The 15,051-nt window shown below is 70.2% G+C and carries 16 protein-coding genes and 1 tRNA gene; 7 read left to right on the forward strand and 10 right to left on the reverse strand.

All coding sequences use genetic code 11. The features are described 5' to 3' along the window. Window positions 1-201: 201 nt before the first annotated feature. The 7 genes from ACYVOO_RS11700 to ACYVOO_RS11730 form a co-directional block, all read right to left on the reverse strand. Window positions 202-1,095: a JmjC domain-containing protein gene (locus tag ACYVOO_RS11700; RefSeq protein ID WP_461015584.1), complete on the reverse strand. Its 894-nt coding sequence runs from the start codon at window positions 1,093-1,095 to the stop codon at window positions 202-204. Continuing rightward, complete coding sequence (locus ACYVOO_RS11705; protein ID WP_461015585.1) at window positions 1,092-1,532, reverse strand: lasso peptide biosynthesis B2 protein; 441 nt, start codon at window positions 1,530-1,532, stop codon at window positions 1,092-1,094. The genes ACYVOO_RS11700 and ACYVOO_RS11705 overlap by 4 nt, the downstream gene beginning before the upstream one ends. Then, window positions 1,529-1,789: a lasso peptide biosynthesis PqqD family chaperone gene (locus ACYVOO_RS11710; RefSeq protein WP_461015586.1), complete on the reverse strand. Its 261-nt coding sequence runs from the start codon at window positions 1,787-1,789 to the stop codon at window positions 1,529-1,531. Before ACYVOO_RS11710 ends, ACYVOO_RS11705 begins: the two co-directional genes overlap by 4 nt. 48 nt (window positions 1,790-1,837) lie before the next feature. Next, window positions 1,838-3,643 (reverse strand): asparagine synthase-related protein, encoded by a 1,806-nt coding sequence (locus ACYVOO_RS11715; RefSeq protein WP_461015587.1) that lies wholly within the window; start codon window positions 3,641-3,643, stop codon window positions 1,838-1,840. A 124-nt stretch (window positions 3,644-3,767) separates the two neighbouring features. Further along, window positions 3,768-3,884 (reverse strand): lasso RiPP family leader peptide-containing protein, encoded by a 117-nt coding sequence (locus tag ACYVOO_RS11720; RefSeq protein WP_461015588.1) that lies wholly within the window; start codon window positions 3,882-3,884, stop codon window positions 3,768-3,770. Between the two features lie 114 nt (window positions 3,885-3,998). Next, on the reverse strand, window positions 3,999-4,118 hold the full coding sequence (locus ACYVOO_RS11725) for a lasso RiPP family leader peptide-containing protein (RefSeq protein ID WP_461015589.1): 120 nt from the start codon (window positions 4,116-4,118) through the stop codon (window positions 3,999-4,001). A gap of 98 nt (window positions 4,119-4,216) precedes the next feature. Continuing rightward, on the reverse strand, window positions 4,217-5,167 hold the full coding sequence (locus tag ACYVOO_RS11730) for a helix-turn-helix domain-containing protein (RefSeq protein ID WP_461015590.1): 951 nt from the start codon (window positions 5,165-5,167) through the stop codon (window positions 4,217-4,219). A gap of 789 nt (window positions 5,168-5,956) precedes the next feature. Between ACYVOO_RS11730 and ACYVOO_RS11735 the strand changes: the two genes are divergently transcribed. Continuing rightward, on the forward strand, window positions 5,957-6,892 hold the full coding sequence (locus ACYVOO_RS11735; protein WP_461015591.1) for a LysR family transcriptional regulator: 936 nt from the start codon (window positions 5,957-5,959) through the stop codon (window positions 6,890-6,892). A gap of 21 nt (window positions 6,893-6,913) precedes the next feature. Here the strand turns inward: ACYVOO_RS11735 and ACYVOO_RS11740 are convergent, their stop codons facing one another. Next, window positions 6,914-7,690 (reverse strand): SDR family oxidoreductase, encoded by a 777-nt coding sequence (locus ACYVOO_RS11740; protein ID WP_461015592.1) that lies wholly within the window; start codon window positions 7,688-7,690, stop codon window positions 6,914-6,916. Between the two features lie 298 nt (window positions 7,691-7,988). On the opposite strand from ACYVOO_RS11740, the gene ACYVOO_RS11745 reads away from it, so the two are divergent. Continuing rightward, window positions 7,989-8,435, forward strand: coding sequence for a hypothetical protein (locus ACYVOO_RS11745; RefSeq protein WP_461015593.1), 447 nt, complete (start codon window positions 7,989-7,991; stop codon window positions 8,433-8,435). A gap of 414 nt (window positions 8,436-8,849) precedes the next feature. Further along, entirely contained in the window at window positions 8,850-9,320 is a 471-nt protein-coding gene (locus ACYVOO_RS11750; protein ID WP_461015594.1) for a hypothetical protein, read from the forward strand. Between the two features lie 267 nt (window positions 9,321-9,587). Here ACYVOO_RS11750 and ACYVOO_RS11755 read toward each other — a convergent pair whose 3' ends face one another. After that, the gene (locus ACYVOO_RS11755) at window positions 9,588-10,526 is read right to left on the reverse strand and encodes a helix-turn-helix transcriptional regulator (RefSeq protein ID WP_461015595.1); all 939 of its coding nucleotides are present in this window, start codon (window positions 10,524-10,526) and stop codon (window positions 9,588-9,590) included. A 102-nt stretch (window positions 10,527-10,628) separates the two neighbouring features. Here ACYVOO_RS11755 and ACYVOO_RS11760 point away from each other — a divergent pair, with 102 nt between their 5' ends. The 3 genes from ACYVOO_RS11760 (at window position 10,629) to ACYVOO_RS11770 (ending at window position 12,607) form a co-directional block, all read left to right on the forward strand. Beyond that, a complete protein-coding gene (locus ACYVOO_RS11760) occupies window positions 10,629-12,113 on the forward strand; it encodes an MFS transporter (RefSeq protein ID WP_461015596.1) in 1,485 nt (494 codons plus the stop codon). A 65-nt stretch (window positions 12,114-12,178) separates the two neighbouring features. Then, on the forward strand, window positions 12,179-12,367 hold the full coding sequence (locus ACYVOO_RS11765; RefSeq protein WP_453348658.1) for a hypothetical protein: 189 nt from the start codon (window positions 12,179-12,181) through the stop codon (window positions 12,365-12,367). Window positions 12,368-12,373: 6 nt separating this feature from the next. Further along, window positions 12,374-12,607, forward strand: a complete 234-nt coding sequence (locus tag ACYVOO_RS11770) for a hypothetical protein (protein WP_453348659.1) — start codon at window positions 12,374-12,376, stop codon at window positions 12,605-12,607. On the opposite strand, the gene ACYVOO_RS11775 is transcribed toward ACYVOO_RS11770, so the two are convergent. Continuing rightward, window positions 12,586-14,019, reverse strand: a complete 1,434-nt coding sequence (locus tag ACYVOO_RS11775; protein WP_461015689.1) for a glycosyltransferase 87 family protein — start codon at window positions 14,017-14,019, stop codon at window positions 12,586-12,588. The genes ACYVOO_RS11770 and ACYVOO_RS11775 overlap by 22 nt on opposite strands. Window positions 14,020-14,332: 313 nt before the next feature. Here ACYVOO_RS11775 and ACYVOO_RS11780 point away from each other — a divergent pair. Beyond that, window positions 14,333-14,405 (forward strand) — tRNA-Ala (locus ACYVOO_RS11780). Window positions 14,406-15,051: the final 646 nt, after the last annotated feature.

Consider the following 15,051-nt stretch of genomic DNA (forward strand, 5'->3'; position numbering starts at 1 on the left):
CCGCAGCTTCCGCAGCGCGAACGCGAACCGCGAAACCGGCCCCGCGCCCGGATCCACCGGACTCTCCCGACGCGGCATCCCACCCCCCTGCCCGACGGCGACGTTTGATGCGCGGAAACCTACGCACCCGCCCCGACCATGGCAAGACCCCACAAAAGCCACCCCACGCATCCAAGCCGTGCCGTATCAGGGCCGCCCCGGTCACTGTGACGTGCGCGGCGGTGGCTGTCCGGAATCCATGGTGTCCTCCTCCACCGTCCTGAGCAGGTCCCCGATGTCGAGTTCGTCGATGGCGGCGGCGAGTTCGTCCACCACCGCCGTCGCCCGCGCCAGGCGCTGCGTGAGGGGCCCCTGTTCGAGCCGGACTCCGACGCGGTGGAAGGCGCGCTCGAAGAGGGCGAGTGCGAAGTCCTGGGTCTGTGGCTCCAGGATGACGAACGAGACGTGCGTACTGGACTCGTCGGTCGCTCGTGCGGTGTGGGCGACCCCCGGCGGCATGTAGAGCGCGTCACCGCGGCGGAGGGTGACCTCGGCGACGTCGGTGCCCGGACCGTCGGACGGCAGGGAGCCGACGGCCCACCAGCGCGACGGAGCCTCCTGCTCCACCCGCCACTGTTTCGAGCCGGTGATCTGGACGGCGATCACGTGCTGGGCATCTCGGTGCCAGCCGAGGCCGGGGCTGTGCGCCGGGGTGTGGAAGACCGTCGCGTCGCAGGACGCGCGCAGCGCCGAGGAGACACCGGCGGTGACCGCGCCGAGAGAGTCGATGAGACGGTTGGCCCGGTAGACCACCGCCGTGGCCCCGTCGGCCAGCAAGGCCCGTGCCTTCGCCCGGTCCAGCTGCCCCGCGTCCGAGGGCGCTGCCTCTTTGTCCTCGACGGTGACGTCGCGGTCCGGGATCTGGCTGCCGTTCCGCGCGAAGGTGATGTGCGGGGGCCGCAGCGATTCCTCCTCCAGCAGTCGTTCGATCGTGACGGCGTTGAGGGCATCGAGCAGGGGCGGCGGGACGCGCAAGGCCGCCGGGCGGTGTCCCCAGGCTGTTTCGACGGTCGCGCGCTCGGTCGTGAGCAGGCCGAACCCGTCCGGCATCGTCATCGCGGCGCCCCCTTGCCGGAACGCGGCCGGATGACGACCAGCCTGTGGAAGTAGCGGAGCTGCTCCGTGTCCTCGTCCACCGGCACGCCGTCGACCTGGACCCAGGCATGGGCGGTGAAGGGTTCCGTGCGCACGCCTACGCACCACTCGGGCCAGGTGCCACGAAGGCGGCACAGCAGCGCGGTGGCTATCGAGCGTTGCAGGCACCACGGGCCGGTGCACCTCACGCTGACGAAGAGGACGGCGTCGCGGGCCCGGTGGGCCTCGTCCACGCGACTGGGCCGCGCGCCGCGGCGGAACGCCTCCAGCAGGGCGAACTGACGCTCCGGGGGCAGTTTCGCGATGCCCAGGGCGAGCAGGACGGCGACTCGCGCCAGTGGACGTACCCACAGCGACGGCGGTGCGCCCGCCCGCTCGTTGACCATCGAGATGCTCATCGGGCCAGCAACTTCGCATCCTGGAGCTGGCGTACCAGCGCGTGGACGTCGGAGACGGCCTGAACGGTTTCGCCGGGGAACTGCTCCTGGAGCCGGGTCGCGGCCGACTCCACGGTCTCGCCGCTCAGCAGCAGCCGGACGACCTCCGATCCCGTGCCGTTGAGCTGCCAGTACCGTCCCGTGCGTCCATTGAGGAAGACGATGCCGTCCTCCGACTCCACCATCTTGACGAAGGGAGAAAGAGCTATGTGTGCCACTGGAACCTCCTTTTCTGCTTCTCTTTTTCCGTCGTGTCGGTGTTCGTGTCAGTGCTGGGGCTGTGCCGCCTTCTCCAGGACGGAACGCAGCCACGCCTCGCAGGCCAGCGTCTTTTCGAGCGGCCCTACGTGCATGGGATCGGGCATGATGTCCGAGAGCGCGCGGCGGAATCCCCCGCGGTCGACCAGACCCAGATCGACGAGGCGTGACTCCTCGCACATCTCCCGCAGCTTTCCGAGGTTCCGCCTCCGGCCCTCGTAGACGTCCACCGTGAAATGACTCTTCGTGGTCCGGTCGAGGACATAATCCGGAACCGTTCCTCTCAGAGCCGCTGCCAGTACGGGTTTATGGCGGCCCATCACCTGACGGCCGGCCAACTGGACGGAGAGCGCGGTCTCCACGACCCGGTCGTCGAGGTACGGAGCTTCGAAGCTCACCCCGGAATGACCCGCGAGCGTATTCGAGAACCGGACGATCGTGCCGTTCACCCGAATGCAGCGCAATATCTCGTGATGGGTGGGGAGCGACGACAGGGGGGCGGGGTTCGTCGCCGCCGCGCGGAGCACTGTCTCCCGTGCAAGCTCTGCCGCTTCTCCGGAGATCCACGGAGGAAGATGCGGGGCCGGTTCCCAGCCCACTTCCGACTCGGGACTCGGCGGGGACAGCAGTTCGCCGGCGGACCTGCGCAGCCATTCGGCGTACGGCGGGAATTTCCGGACGACGCGCAAAGTCGTCCCCAGGGACCAGCGCCGCCGGGCGCGCATCGCACGGATCATTCCCAGGGAACCAAGGAGGCTCTGCTGGGCCATGGCGTTCAGATGGGTCGTTCCGGTGGCCGCCAGTTCATCGCTTCCGTGGCCCTGAAGGTGCCGGGTGACCCCGTGAGCGGCCATGATCCGGGCGACGGTTTCCATATGACTCGCCATGGCGACGAACGGCGGTGGCTCGTCCGTCGCGAAATCCTCGCGGTCCACCGCTTCGTAGTGCGAGGGCGCGCTGTCCCCTTCGAGGACGATGTGCTTGGCGTCCGGCAGATCCGCCGCGGCGCGGTCGGCGACGCTGTCCTCACAGTTGACCGGGTCCATCAGCCGGCGGCGTATGGTCACCAGCCGGCTGCCCTGCCCCGCGGCGAGGAAGCACAGGCTCGTCGAGTCCATCCCGCCGGAGAGATCGGCGCCGACGACCGGTGAACTGCTCGTGCGTGCGGCCACCGCTGAGGCCAGTGCCTTCCGGAATTCGGGAGCGGCCACCTCGACCGGGAACTCCGGCGCCGGGGGAGTCCACCATCGCACCGGCTCGGCGGTTCCATCGGGGGCCAGAGCCAGGTAATGCGCGAAGGGGAGAGGGGCGATCTCTCTCCACACGCTGCGTTCGCTCAGCGGCCACGGCGGCGTGAAGTCGAGCAACTGGAGCGTGAGCTGGTCCTCGGCCAGGGTCAGCCGCCGCAATGTGCTCAGGACGGATACCCGGTTCGACGCTACCGTGATGCCCGCGCAGTCCGTGGAGAAGACCTCGCGGGCGCCGGAGAGGGTGCCCTGGAACCTGACGCGGCCGTCGAGGGAGGCGACCAGATGGAAGCAGCCCGCGGTGCGGTCCACGATCCTGTCCAGATCCCGCACGGAGCGGGCCTTTTCGAGCTGATTCAGCAGAGCGGGTTCCGTGATGTGCGCGGTACCGAGGAGCACGACCTTCGACGGCCCGGCCTCTACGTGGACGGCGGCCTCGGCGGGCCAGTCCCCGACCAGCCAGGGGCGGCCGGACCGGTGGCGGATCGTGTTTTTCCGGTACTCCTCGGGTAACTGCGCGGTCACCTCCTCCGCGGCGGGATGGTCCGGCAGTACGACGAATTCCATGGAATGCTCCAACTGTTGTGGTGGTGTGCGTCGACGCCGAGTGAGGGGCGATGGGCGACGGGGCCGCGGCCCGGTCATCGAATTCCGGAGGAATGCTGCTGATGACCGGGCCGCGGCTACGGCGTCAGAACGAATATCCCAAGAATAAATCAGGGATCCATCCGCCTACCCAGCGTGTCTTCTCGGAGAACTCACCGATCTCGATCAGAGTGGGAATCTCGTAGTGATTCTTCGTGCTCATGTTCCTTCAGCTCCTTTTGCACGGTGTTTCCGGTGCGGTTCTGTGGGCGGTGCCGCGACCCGGTTGCCGGTGGCCGGAAATGGAGCAACTGGCAACCGGGTTACGGTCAGTGGGTCAGCCGCCAAAAGTGCTGAGGAGGTCCGGAACCCACCCCACGCGTACCCAGCGCGTCTTCTCGGAGAAGCCGCCGATCTCAACCAGTGCGGGGGCCTCGTAGCGAGTCGTCGTGTTCATGTTTTTCACCTCCATCCCTCGGATTTCTCTCAGCTTGCCTCGCTCGCAGTCGGGGTGTCGTTGACACTCCTTATCCACCTGTTGACGGTTTCTCCACTTCACGGCCTCGTGCAGTGCTGCCTGAGTTCCTGGGGCGGGATTCCGTACGCGGCGCGGAAGACCCGGCTGAAATGCGCGTGGTGGGTGAAACCCCAGCGGGTGGCGATGGCATGCACGGGGAGGCTGGCCAGACGGGGGTCGGCCAGGTCGCGGCGGCAGTGCTCCAGGCGACGGTGGCGGATCCAGGCGGCGACGGGGGTCCCGTGGCTGTTGAACAGTTTGTAGAGGTAGCTGACCGAGATCTTGTGCGCCGCGGCCACCGTCCGCGGTGACAGGCCCGGATCCGCCAGGTGCCGTTCGATGAAGGCGTGGATGCGGGCTCGGAGGGCCTCGTGGGGCGGTTCCTGGTCCGGGGAGCGGTCGACCCGGAGCGTATGGGCGAGCCAGGTGGCCAACAGGCCGGTGGTGACATCGGCCAGGCGGGCGGCGTCGGCGGACGGCGGATCGTCCGTGTGCCGGTCCAGCGCGGTCAGGTAGCGGGCGAGAAGCGCTCCCATGCCCTCTCCGCTGGATGTGCGCACGACTTCCAGCTCGGGGGAGGCGTCCGGAGGTAACGGCAGCAGACTGCGGGGCACCTGCGCGAGGAGAGCGGTGAATTCCGGTTCGGCGGTGTGGCAGGTCAGCGGCCGGGAACTGTCGTACAGCGCCATCTCGTCCGTGCGGAGCGCCGCCACGCGTCCGCCACCCGCGTCGTGTTCGACGGTGCACGAGCCGTGCACGTTGAGCCAGAGCGTGCAGGTCTTCGGGGCCGGCTGTCCGGCCGGGGGCGCTGGGGGAGCCGGGGGAGGGGCGTCCTGCCCCGGTGGCCGTGCGCGGGCCATCCGGGAGAGTTTCACCGGCCCGAGGTCCACGGTCCGTACGGTCTCCACGGGCCGTACGGAGGCAGTGCGGAAGGTCGCCGGCTCCTCGTCGCCGAGTGCGTCCGTCGTGCGTATCGATGATGTCGCCAAGAGATCCTCATCCTCCGGATTCGTTCGCGGTGTTCCCGCGGGACGCGGGGGATCGTCGGGTACGGGATGTCGGGGGAGTCGGGGAATTCGTCAGCGGATGAGCGCAGGACGTGCGGCCATCGGCCCTTGCCGAAGAAGAGGGCGCGTCCGCCTGGCATGGCAGGTGGAACGCCGGGCCTGTGCGGCTTCACCGGATGACGTCCGGTCGCCATCAAACCGCTATCGGGCCAACCGCTGTCAGGCCGCATTGGAACCCGAACCGGACGGACAGGCATGGCCTCTCTTCGCTCCCCCGTTGTCGGACGTCTCGTCCCTGGTCGTTCCGCGGCCTCGTCGAAGGCAGCGGCGATGTGGCAGCCGTCGGCACCGCGTACAACAAGGCCCCGGCGGCTGCCTGTAGTGCAGCCTTGACAGCCGGGGCGTTGTTGCACAGGCCCCTCCCCGGTTGTGGGACAACGGCAATCGCCGTGCCGGGTGGGGGATTTGCATGGGTGAGGTCTTCTTTATGTGATTCGCGCCAGGAGAAGGGCGAGCGCGTAAGTTGCCGTAAAGGCTGGCCCGGAGAATCGGCGGAACCGGGCGCGAGGCCGGTTGCGTGGTTCGCGCGCGCCTGGCATGGCGGACGTGCGCTCGCGACCCGGCCGTCGACGGACTGGAACGGCTCGACGCGGCGTGGCCACGGTATCGCCCACGGGAATCGCCGTCGGCGGAACCGGGTTACCGCCTCTGACGACCGGGCGGACCACGGTCCGCCTGGGGAGGCCCACCACAGGGAGAGAACGGGAGCCGATGAGTCTTCGCCAGTACGAGTACGCCCTGGCCGTCGCCGAGGAGGGCTCGGTGACGGCGGCGGCAGAGCTGCTGCACGTCGCTCAGCCGTCGGTGTCCCAGCAGATCCGCGGCCTGGAACGGGAACTCGGCGTGGAACTGTTCGCGCGCACGCCGACCGGACTGGTGCCCACCGCGGTCGGCCGCGCGTTCCTGCGGGAGGCGGAGGTCGCGGTGAGCGCGTCGCGGCGGGCGCGGGCGACGGCGCGGGCCGGTGCCGAGGAGCTGGTCGGCGAGCTGGTGGTCGCGGTACAGATGGGCTTCGGCACGCGGCAGTTGCCGCGCGCGCTGGGCGCGCTGCGCCGCCGCTTCCCGCGGCTGGAGGTCACCGTCTTCGAGGAGCCCAGCTCCGCCGAGCTGGAGCGGCTGTGCCGCCGGGGCGTGCTGCACCTCGCCCTGATGGCGGCGTGCGAGCGGAGCCCCGACGATGCGCATCACCTCGGCGACGAGGAACTCGTCGTGGTGCTGGGCGCCGGGCACCGGCAGCTCGCAGCCGATCAGGTCGAGCTGCGCGAGCTGGCGGGGGAGCCGTGGGTGAGGTTCGACCGCGACAGCGCGCTCGACGGTGTGCTGCTGAGCGCGCTGCGGGACAACGGGCTGACCCCGGCCACGGCCGCCCGCGTGTCCCAGACACCGACGGCCGTGCGCTGGGCAGCCCACGGTCTCGGGGTGACGCTCGTCCCGGCCTCCGCCGTGCCCCACGGCCACGAGCACCTTGTACGCGCGGTGTCCCCGGCCGTGTCCCAGCCCGTCATCGCCGTACTGCGGCAGGGCGCGGGACCGGCGGAGACGGCTCTGCTCGAACTTCTGCGTCAGGAGACCTGGTCCGATTCCGCTTCCTTTCCCGCTTCCTTTTCCACTTCCTCCCCCGCTTTCTCCTCCAAGCCGGTTTCCTGACGTTCCGGAATTCCTTCGTCGTCAGCCCCTGGGGAATTCACCGCCGTCCACGATGAGGTTGCTCCCGGTCAGCCAGCTCGCCCGGTCGGAGGCGAGGAACAGCACCGCGTCGGCGATGTCGTCGGGCCGGCCGTCGCGCCCCAGCGGTGTGGTGTCGTCGGCGTTGGTCTGGCCCGGCGCCAGGGCCAGGCGTGCCCACTCCTCCCGCGTCGCCTCGCCGCCTGGGGTGGCGACCCTGCCGGGGCTCACGGTGTTGACCCGGATCCCGAACGGGGCCAGCTCCGAGGCCAGCCCCCGGCTGTAGTTCTCCAGGGCCGCCTTCGCCGTGGTGTAGTGCAGGAACGGCCCCACGGGGGTGAGGACGGCGGCCGAGGAGATGTGCACGATCCTCCCCGAACGCCGCTCCCGCATCCCCGGCGCCAGCAGCGAGTCCAGCCGCACCGACGCCAGGTAGTTCAGGTTCAGCGCGTCCTGCCACTCCTCGTCGGGAATGGCAGCGGAGTCCTTGTACGGCTGCCCCCCGCCCGCGTTGTGGACCAGGATGTCCACCCCGCCGAGCATGTCCCGCGCGGCCGACGCGAGCGCCTCCGCTCCGGCGCGCGTCCGCACGTCGGCCTCTACGAAGGCGGCCCCCTCCGGCACCGTGCTCGTCGCCGACCTGGCGGTCGTGAGCACCTCGGCGCCCGCGTCCAGGAGCTGACGCACGACGGCCGCTCCGATTCCGCGGGAACCGCCCGTGACCAGGGCCCGCTTTCCCGCGAGTTCCCGCTTTTCCGATCCGTTCTCGACAATGGTCATCCCACCGGTCCTCTCGCTCGCATGTGAATCCGCTCGACGGAAGAAGAAATGACGTGCGCGGCGCACGAATCCTCGGGGAATTCGCGGTGCGCGCCTCGTCGAGCTGTTTCACGGTACGTACGGAAAAGAAGGAGAGGCAAAGACGAAATGTCAGTAGGGGGTATAGGGAGCTCCTATGGCATCCCCGGCCCCAGGGCTCCGTCGTTCTCGCGATCGGCCCGACAGAGCCGGTATGGGCCTGGTATGCCCAACTCGCGAGCTGTGATCCGGCCTGCCTCGACCGCCCAGCGAGGCGACCGTGCGCCGGGTTCTGCGGCGCATCGACGGCGACGCGCTCGACGCGGCGGTGGGCGGCCGGCTCACCGATCGTGCGGACGTCTCCCGCACTGTCGGCCAGGCGCTGCAGATCGTCCGCCGGCGGCGCACGGTGCGCACCGGCAAGGTGTCGCTCGAACGCGTCTACGCGGTCACCAGCCTGACGGTTCACCAGGCGGCAGCTGCTGACCTGGCGGAACGCGTACGCGGGTACTGGGCACTCGAGAATCGTGAGCACCATGTCAGGGACGTGACGTTCGGGGAGGACGCCTCGCGGGTGCGGACCGGCAACGCGCACCGGGCGATGGCCTCCCTGCGGAACCTGGCCATCGGCGCGCTCCGCCTGGCCGGATGGGACAACATCGCCGAGGGCCTGCGCCACCACGGGCGGGACATGACCCGGCCGCCGACCGCCCTCGGACTCATGTGATCATTCCCGACCGGTCGTGAGAACGACGGAGCCCTGCCCGCTCCCTCTTCGACGCGCCTCGGTGGGGGTCTAGCGTCGCCGGGGACCAGCACGATCGACCAGCACAATGCGAAAGCCGCAACACGCGCCGCAACCATCACACTCATACTCGCCAGCGCCCTTGCGGGCACAGCAGCAACCGCAACAGCAGACGACAGCTCCGGTGTGCCCGGCGGGGGCGTGGCGCCCATGGGCGAGAACGCCGGTGCCCGGCTTGGTCCCGGACTCCTGTCTCTGTCCCCAGAGGCAAGGTCGCTATCTGTAATGCGCAGACCGATGTCTCGCCCCTGGGCTTCTCGGTCACGGGGCGAGTCGGACGCCATTCCACGACTGTCCTGTAGCTCGAACCGAAAATTCCGGAGGAAGCCAGTGTTTGTGACACCGAGGAAACGCAGGATTCGGCGCACCGCGAGTGTGGCCGCGGTCGCCGCTGCTGTTACCCTGCCGCTGCTGGTGGGGAGTCCGGCGCACGCAGATCTCGTGAACTGCAATTACAACTCGACGCCGAACGGCTGGTATGGCTCGTGCCACCGGTCCCCCACAGACGGCGACGCAGGGGGCGTCAGCGGCGACGTCCAAAACGAAAAAATCAACAGCCGTAAGTCAGCGCGGGTGGAATTCAAGGCCAGGAGCGAGCGCTACTGGTTCTCCAACAGGACTAACAAGAAGGCGTCCTTCAAGTCCTGGATTTTCGTGGGCGGGCAATGGCGCATGTTCAAGGAAGCGCAGCTCAATTCGAACGACGATCTTTGGTTCGACACCAGCATCGCCGAGAACATCCCGGTCTCGATCAGCATCTGCGTCGAGGGTAAGGGCTGCGCACGGTTGGACTCCCTGCGGAGCTGACGCGATCGAAGGCCACATCCCCGCCCGGAGGCCGGTGCGTCTGGCGGGGGTGGCACCGTGTGATCACCCTGGACGCGATGCAACCGGCTCTTCCTGCACGCGGCTCAAGTATCGCCGCCGCCCGACGCGCCCACGCCGACCGCCCCCGCGTCCTCGCCCTCTACGGCATCACATGATCGTCACGAACCCGGACAACCGAGATGAACGCCGGGGCCCTGTCCCCGGCCCCGCCCGCCCGCCCGCTCCGTGGTGCGCATACGTGAGCCGTCATATCCGTTCGCGGGACGGGGAGTGGGGGAGGCGCTGGGGGCGGTGGGAGCGGAGGGTGGCCGTGCGGGTGCGGCTCTCCGCGTCGGCCGGGGTGTAGACCACGATCCGGGCCTCTGGCATGCCGTGGACGGACAGGGAGACCGAGGTCATCCGAATCTCGCCGACGGTGCGATGACGGAACGCCTTCACCCTCGGCCCAGGCGGAGCCACGTCCCCGCTCCGCCAAAGCCGTGCGAATTCCGCGCTCGCCTCCGACAGTTCCCGCACGAACGACTCCCACGCGGGCTCTCCCACATGCCGCCCGTACGCGCCACGCAGCGTGGCCACCATCACCGGCAGCTCCGACTCGCGGAAGACCAGGGGGCCGCGGCCGGCGGGCGCCGTGAAGAGCGACCACAGCGCGTTGCGACGGCCGTCGCGCGTGATGTGTTCGCCGAACAGGTCCTCGTAGGCGGGGTTGGTGGCCAGCACGTCGCAGCGCGCGTTGTAGATCACGGCGGGGAGCGGGTCCAGGGCGTCGATGATCCCCTGGATCTCCGGGTCCGTCCCGTCCGCCGAGGGCACGGGACCGGAGCCGGAGCCGGGGCCGGGGCCGGGAGCGGGAAGAAAGGGCACCCCCGCCAGTTGGTAGAGATGCTCGCGCTCGGCCTGTTCCAGACGGAGGGTGCGCGCGACCGCGTCCAGGACCTGGGCGCTGGCGTTGATGGGACGGCCCTGCTCCAGCCACGTGTACCAGGTGACGCCGACGCCGGAGAGCTGCGCGACCTCCTCGCGGCGCAGGCCCGGAGTGCGGCGGCGCAGCCCCGGCGGCATGCCCACGTCGGCCGGGGTGACGCGGGCGCGGCGGCTGCGGAGGAAGGCCGCCAGCTCAGGGCGGCGGCCGGGCTGTCCCGTGGCCCTCTGTGATTCGGTTCCCGCTTCGGTTCCCACGCCCACACCCCCATGCTCCGCCTTGTGCCCCCGCCGTGCCAGGTGCTGTCACTACCAGCACCGAGGGGCACTCACCACCCGTACCGCCCCGGCCCCAGGCTGACGGCCATGACCCAGACCGCTTCGACGCCGCACGCCGCGCGTCCGGCACAGACAAGTAAAAGCGACGGCACTGACAACCGGCCCCGCTGGATCCTGATCACCCTGCTCACCGGGCAGTTCATGGCGCTGCTCGACGTCTTCATCGTCAACGTCGCCGCGCCCACCCTCCGCGCCGAGCTGCACACCACGGGCGCCGGGCTCCAGTTGATCGTGACCGGATACACCATCAGCTATGCCGTTCTGCTGATCACCGGGGCCAGGCTGGGCGCCGGATTCGGTCACGGCCGCGTCTTCCTGATCGGCCTCGCGCTCTTCACCGCCACCTCGCTCGCCTGCGGCCTCGCCGCTGACGCGGGCCAGTTGACCGTCTTCCGGTTCCTCCAGGGCGCGGCTTCCGCCGTGATGATGCCGCAGGTGCTGAGCCTCATCCAGCGCACCTTCACGGGCCCCGCGCGTGCGCGGGCGCTGGGCGCCTTCTCCGGCGTGCTCGCTGTCGGCGCCGCTTCGGGGCAGATCCTGGGCGGAGTGCTGGTCTCCGCCGACCTGTTCGGCACGGGCTGGCGGCCCGCCTTCCTCGTCAACGTGCCGATCGGCGTGGCGCTGCTGGTGCTGGGCGCGCGCGTGCTGCCGCGCGAGGAGCACGCGGCCCGGGGCGCCGGACGGGCCCGCGACGCCGGGTGGGCCCGCGGTCTCGACCTCGCGGGACTGCTGCTGCTCGCCGCCGCTGTCTGCCTCTTCACCGTTCCGCTCGTCCTCGGCCAGGAGCACGGCTGGCCCCTGTGGTGCTTTGTCTCGCTCGCCCTCAGCGCCGTGCTGCTCGGCGTCTTCGCCCTCCACGAGACGCGCCTCGCCCGGCGCGGCGGCGTCCCGCTGATCTCCCCGAGGGTGCTGCGTGCTCCCCGTATGCCACTGGCGGTGCTGTGCGTCGGGCTGGTGATGGCGCTGAACTCGGGCTTCCTCTTCGCCCTCTCCCTGCACCTCCAGGCCGGGCTCGGCCACAGCGCGCTGCGCACGGGACTGGTTTTCGTACCGACGGCGCTCGCTTTCGGGGCCGTCGGGCTCACCTGGCAGCGGCTCCCCGCACGCGCGCTGCGCGCTGCCGTGCCGGGCGGACTGCTGCTCGCCGGGGCCGCGTTCGTGGCCATCGGAGCGCTGCTACGGGGCGGGGGCGACGGCGGCCCCTGGCTCCTCGTGGCCTTCGTGGCGCTCGGCGCGGGCCTCGGCCTCGGCTACAACCCGGCCCTGACCGGCGGCCTCGCGTCCGTGAGGAAGCCGGACGCCGCCGAGGCCAGCGGGCTGCTGACCACGACGAGCCAGCTCGGCATGCTCACCGGGGTCGCCACTTTCGGCACGCTGTTTCTGGACAGGCTGGAGGCCGGGGGTTCTTCGGCTCCCGCCCTGTGGACGACCGCACTCGTACTGGCGGTCACGGCCGTGGCCGGGGCATTCGCGGGTGTACTCGGCCGAGATCGTCGACCGGGACTCCTGTGATGTGGAAGAACGTGGCAGAATCGTGACGGCTGGAAGGGGGCAGCCCGAGGGGAGGGACGTGTGCGATGTCGGCGAGTGTCCTCGTTGAGGACGACAAGCGGACTTCACACCTGCGTACACGCTCACCGGCCTTCCCCGGTGCGACCCGGACCCTCCAGTGCCCGACCTGCGGATCAGCGAACGTCGCCCAGGTGCTCGGCGACAATGGAGGAGTTTCCTACGTGTGCACGGCCTGCGGCCACAGCTGGAGCTGATGACTGATGGGTGCGCACAGCCGGAAATGCGACTGGTGCGGGAGCGGTACGCCCATCGTCCGCGACATGGAACCGGTCAATCCCGCGTTCCAGTACTGGTGCGAGGAGTGCGCCAGGGCGCTGATCATAAAGGGCGACCCGATCGAGACGTACCGCGAGCTGGACGGCGAACCCATCTACGGGCGCCTGCTCGACGAGCACTGCACGCTGAAGCGCTTCTACTCCTTCGCCACGGCCTGATCCGGCACGGTCCGTCCCGGCGCGCTCTGCCCCGGCACGCCCTGCCTCGGCGCGGTCTGACTGTTCCGTCCAGTGGCCGGCAAGCGGCCCGGCCCCTCGCCCGGTTCGTACGGCGCGGGCTTGCGCAGCGCCCGTAGCGCGACGGCCGCCGTCAGCGCCAAGAAGCCCAGCCCCGCCGCCGGATAGACCGCCGACAGCAGCATCTGGGCAGCGCTCTGGCGCAGTTCGGGCGGCACGTCGGCGCCCGGGCTGTGCGGCACCCACCACAGCGCGTACGAGCAGAACAGCAGCGCCGCCAGCCCCGTCAGCGCCCACCAGCGCGCCCTGCCGCGCCGTACCGCCTCGGCACCCAGCAGCAGCGTGAGCGGCACGCACCACACCCAGTGGTGCGACCACGAGACGGGGCTCACCAGCAGCGCTGTCACGGCGCACGCGAGCGCCGCCCACGCGGGCGCGTGCGGCAGCCTGCGCTGCCCCGCCAGTGCGGCGGCGACGGCGGCGCTCAGCCCGAGCACGCCGACGGCGACCGCGACGACCAGCCAGGGCAGCCCCGGATCGACGGCGTGCAGCAGCCTCGCCAGCACGCCGCGCAGCGACTGGTTGTCCGTGATCACCGCGTGCCCCACGCGGTCCGACTGGAAGACCGCGTCCGTCCAGAACCGTCGCGAGTCGGCGGGCAGCAGCACGGCGCCCGCCAGCGCGGTGCCCAGGAAAGCCCCGGCGGCCACCGCCGCCTGCCGGAGCCTGGGGTTCCACAGGCTGCCCAGGCCGCCCGTCTGCCGCACCCGCCGCCACCCCTCCGCGAGCCCGCACAGCGCCAGGAACACCGCGAACAGCGCGGGCGTGAGCTTGATCCCCGCCGCGACGCCGATGCCCACACCGGCCCACCTGTGATCGGTACGGCGCGAGAGGTCCCACAGCACCAGTACGGCGAGGAGCAGGTTGATCTGCCCGTAGCGCAGCGTCGTCCACACCGGCTCGCACCAGACGGCGACCGACGCGAGCAGGAGCGTGGCCGCGGGCCGCGGTACGTACAGCGGCCGGCCGATCAGCCGCAGGGACAGGTGCACGAGCGCCACCAGTAGCGCGAGGTTCCCCGCCGCGGCCAGGACGCGCATGTCGGCGACGCCGAGGAGGGTGAGCGGCATGAAGAGCAGCGCGGCGAAGGGCGGGTAGGTCGTCGGCAGCTCGGCGTGGGTCGCGCGCATCGCGTAGAGGTCCTGGCCGTTGCGCACGGTCCAGCCCTCGGCCCGGTAGACCATGAGGTCGATCATCGAGACGTCCGCCGCGCTCTGGGCCAGCCAGAAGGAAACGAAGGACGTCAGGCAGAGCGTCGCCGCGAGGAGCAGCGGACGCCGCAACAGGTAGGTCTTGACGACCGCCACCGACCCGGCGTCGGCGGTCTGCGGCAGCGTGCTCACGACGTGCGGCTCCAAGGTCGGCGGCGACAGGCACAGGGCGTCGACAGTACCGGTCGGGGTGGGCGGGCCGGGGCGTCGGCCGGAGTGCTGGGCGGGGTGCTGGGCGAGGTGCTGGGCGAGGTGCGCTGGACGGGGTGCCCCGATGTGCCGGTGGTCAGACGTGGAGGGTGGCGGAGAGTGCGGAAGAGCGGAAGGGGAGGAGCCGGGAGACGGCCGGATCCGGAAACCGATTTGGCGGATGCGGGCAGGGGCCGTGTAAGGTTGGCGACGCCGCCGAGGGGAAAACCCCGGCGGACCAGAACATGGGGCTATAGCTCAGTTGGTAGAGCACTTGCATGGCATGCAAGGGGTCAGGAGTTCGAATCTCCTTAGCTCCACGCAGTCGACAGGCGACGTGTGTCCGCGGGAAGCGCGGACGGCGTCGCCTGCTTCGTGTTGTGCTCGGCTTCGCCTCGCGTGGCGGGGGCTTCGCCACCCGCACCCCCCTGGGGCCGGTGGGGGTTCGCGTGGGGGCGTGAGCTTCCTCGCTGGCGCTCGGTCGCCACGCCCTTTGTGCGGGGCGTGCGGGGCGTGGACGGCCTCGCTGCGCTCGGCGTCACGCCTGCGGCTCTTGTGGGGGCCTCGCTGCGCTCGGCGTCACGCCTGCGGGGCGTGGGCTTCCTCGCTGTGCTCGGGGCGCCACGCTTGCGGCTTCTGTGGGGGCCTTGTTGTGCTCGGCGTCACTTCACGGTTCGTGGTGTGCCTCTGTGGCCGCCTCGCTGTACTCGGAGCGTGAGGGGGGTCACGTTGGTGTGTGGGGGCGTATTGGTGTGCGGGACTACGTGTAGGGGCTTGGTGGGGTTGCGGTACCCTGACCGCATGCGTGCCGTACGCCTTCTGCTTAGCGGGCCGCGCTGATCAGTCCCAGCCTCTTCGGTCGAAGCGATCGACAAGATCGTCTCGGCTGACGGGCCGGAATCGGCGCGGCGTCCCCTCCTGTGCGAGGGGATTTTTCATTTCCGCCTGGCAGAGACGACCGATGGA

It is taken from the genome of Streptomyces daliensis (genome assembly GCF_054782395.1).

Coding starts and splice junctions, on each gene's coding strand:
- ACYVOO_RS11700 (WP_461015584.1), bottom strand. CDS start 1,095: ATGACGATGCCGGACGGGTTCGGCCTGCTCACGACCGAGCGCGCGACC.
- ACYVOO_RS11705 (WP_461015585.1), bottom strand. CDS start 1,532: ATGAGCATCTCGATGGTCAACGAGCGGGCGGGCGCACCGCCGTCGCTG.
- ACYVOO_RS11715 (WP_461015587.1), bottom strand. CDS start 3,643: ATGGAATTCGTCGTACTGCCGGACCATCCCGCCGCGGAGGAGGTGACC.
- ACYVOO_RS11720 (WP_461015588.1), bottom strand. CDS start 3,884: ATGAGCACGAAGAATCACTACGAGATTCCCACTCTGATCGAGATCGGT.
- ACYVOO_RS11725 (WP_461015589.1), bottom strand. CDS start 4,118: ATGAACACGACGACTCGCTACGAGGCCCCCGCACTGGTTGAGATCGGC.
- ACYVOO_RS11735 (WP_461015591.1), top strand. CDS start 5,957: ATGAGTCTTCGCCAGTACGAGTACGCCCTGGCCGTCGCCGAGGAGGGC.
- ACYVOO_RS11740 (WP_461015592.1), bottom strand. CDS start 7,690: ATGACCATTGTCGAGAACGGATCGGAAAAGCGGGAACTCGCGGGAAAG.
- ACYVOO_RS11760 (WP_461015596.1), top strand. CDS start 10,629: ATGACCCAGACCGCTTCGACGCCGCACGCCGCGCGTCCGGCACAGACA.
- ACYVOO_RS11765 (WP_453348658.1), top strand. CDS start 12,179: ATGTCGGCGAGTGTCCTCGTTGAGGACGACAAGCGGACTTCACACCTG.
- ACYVOO_RS11770 (WP_453348659.1), top strand. CDS start 12,374: ATGGGTGCGCACAGCCGGAAATGCGACTGGTGCGGGAGCGGTACGCCC.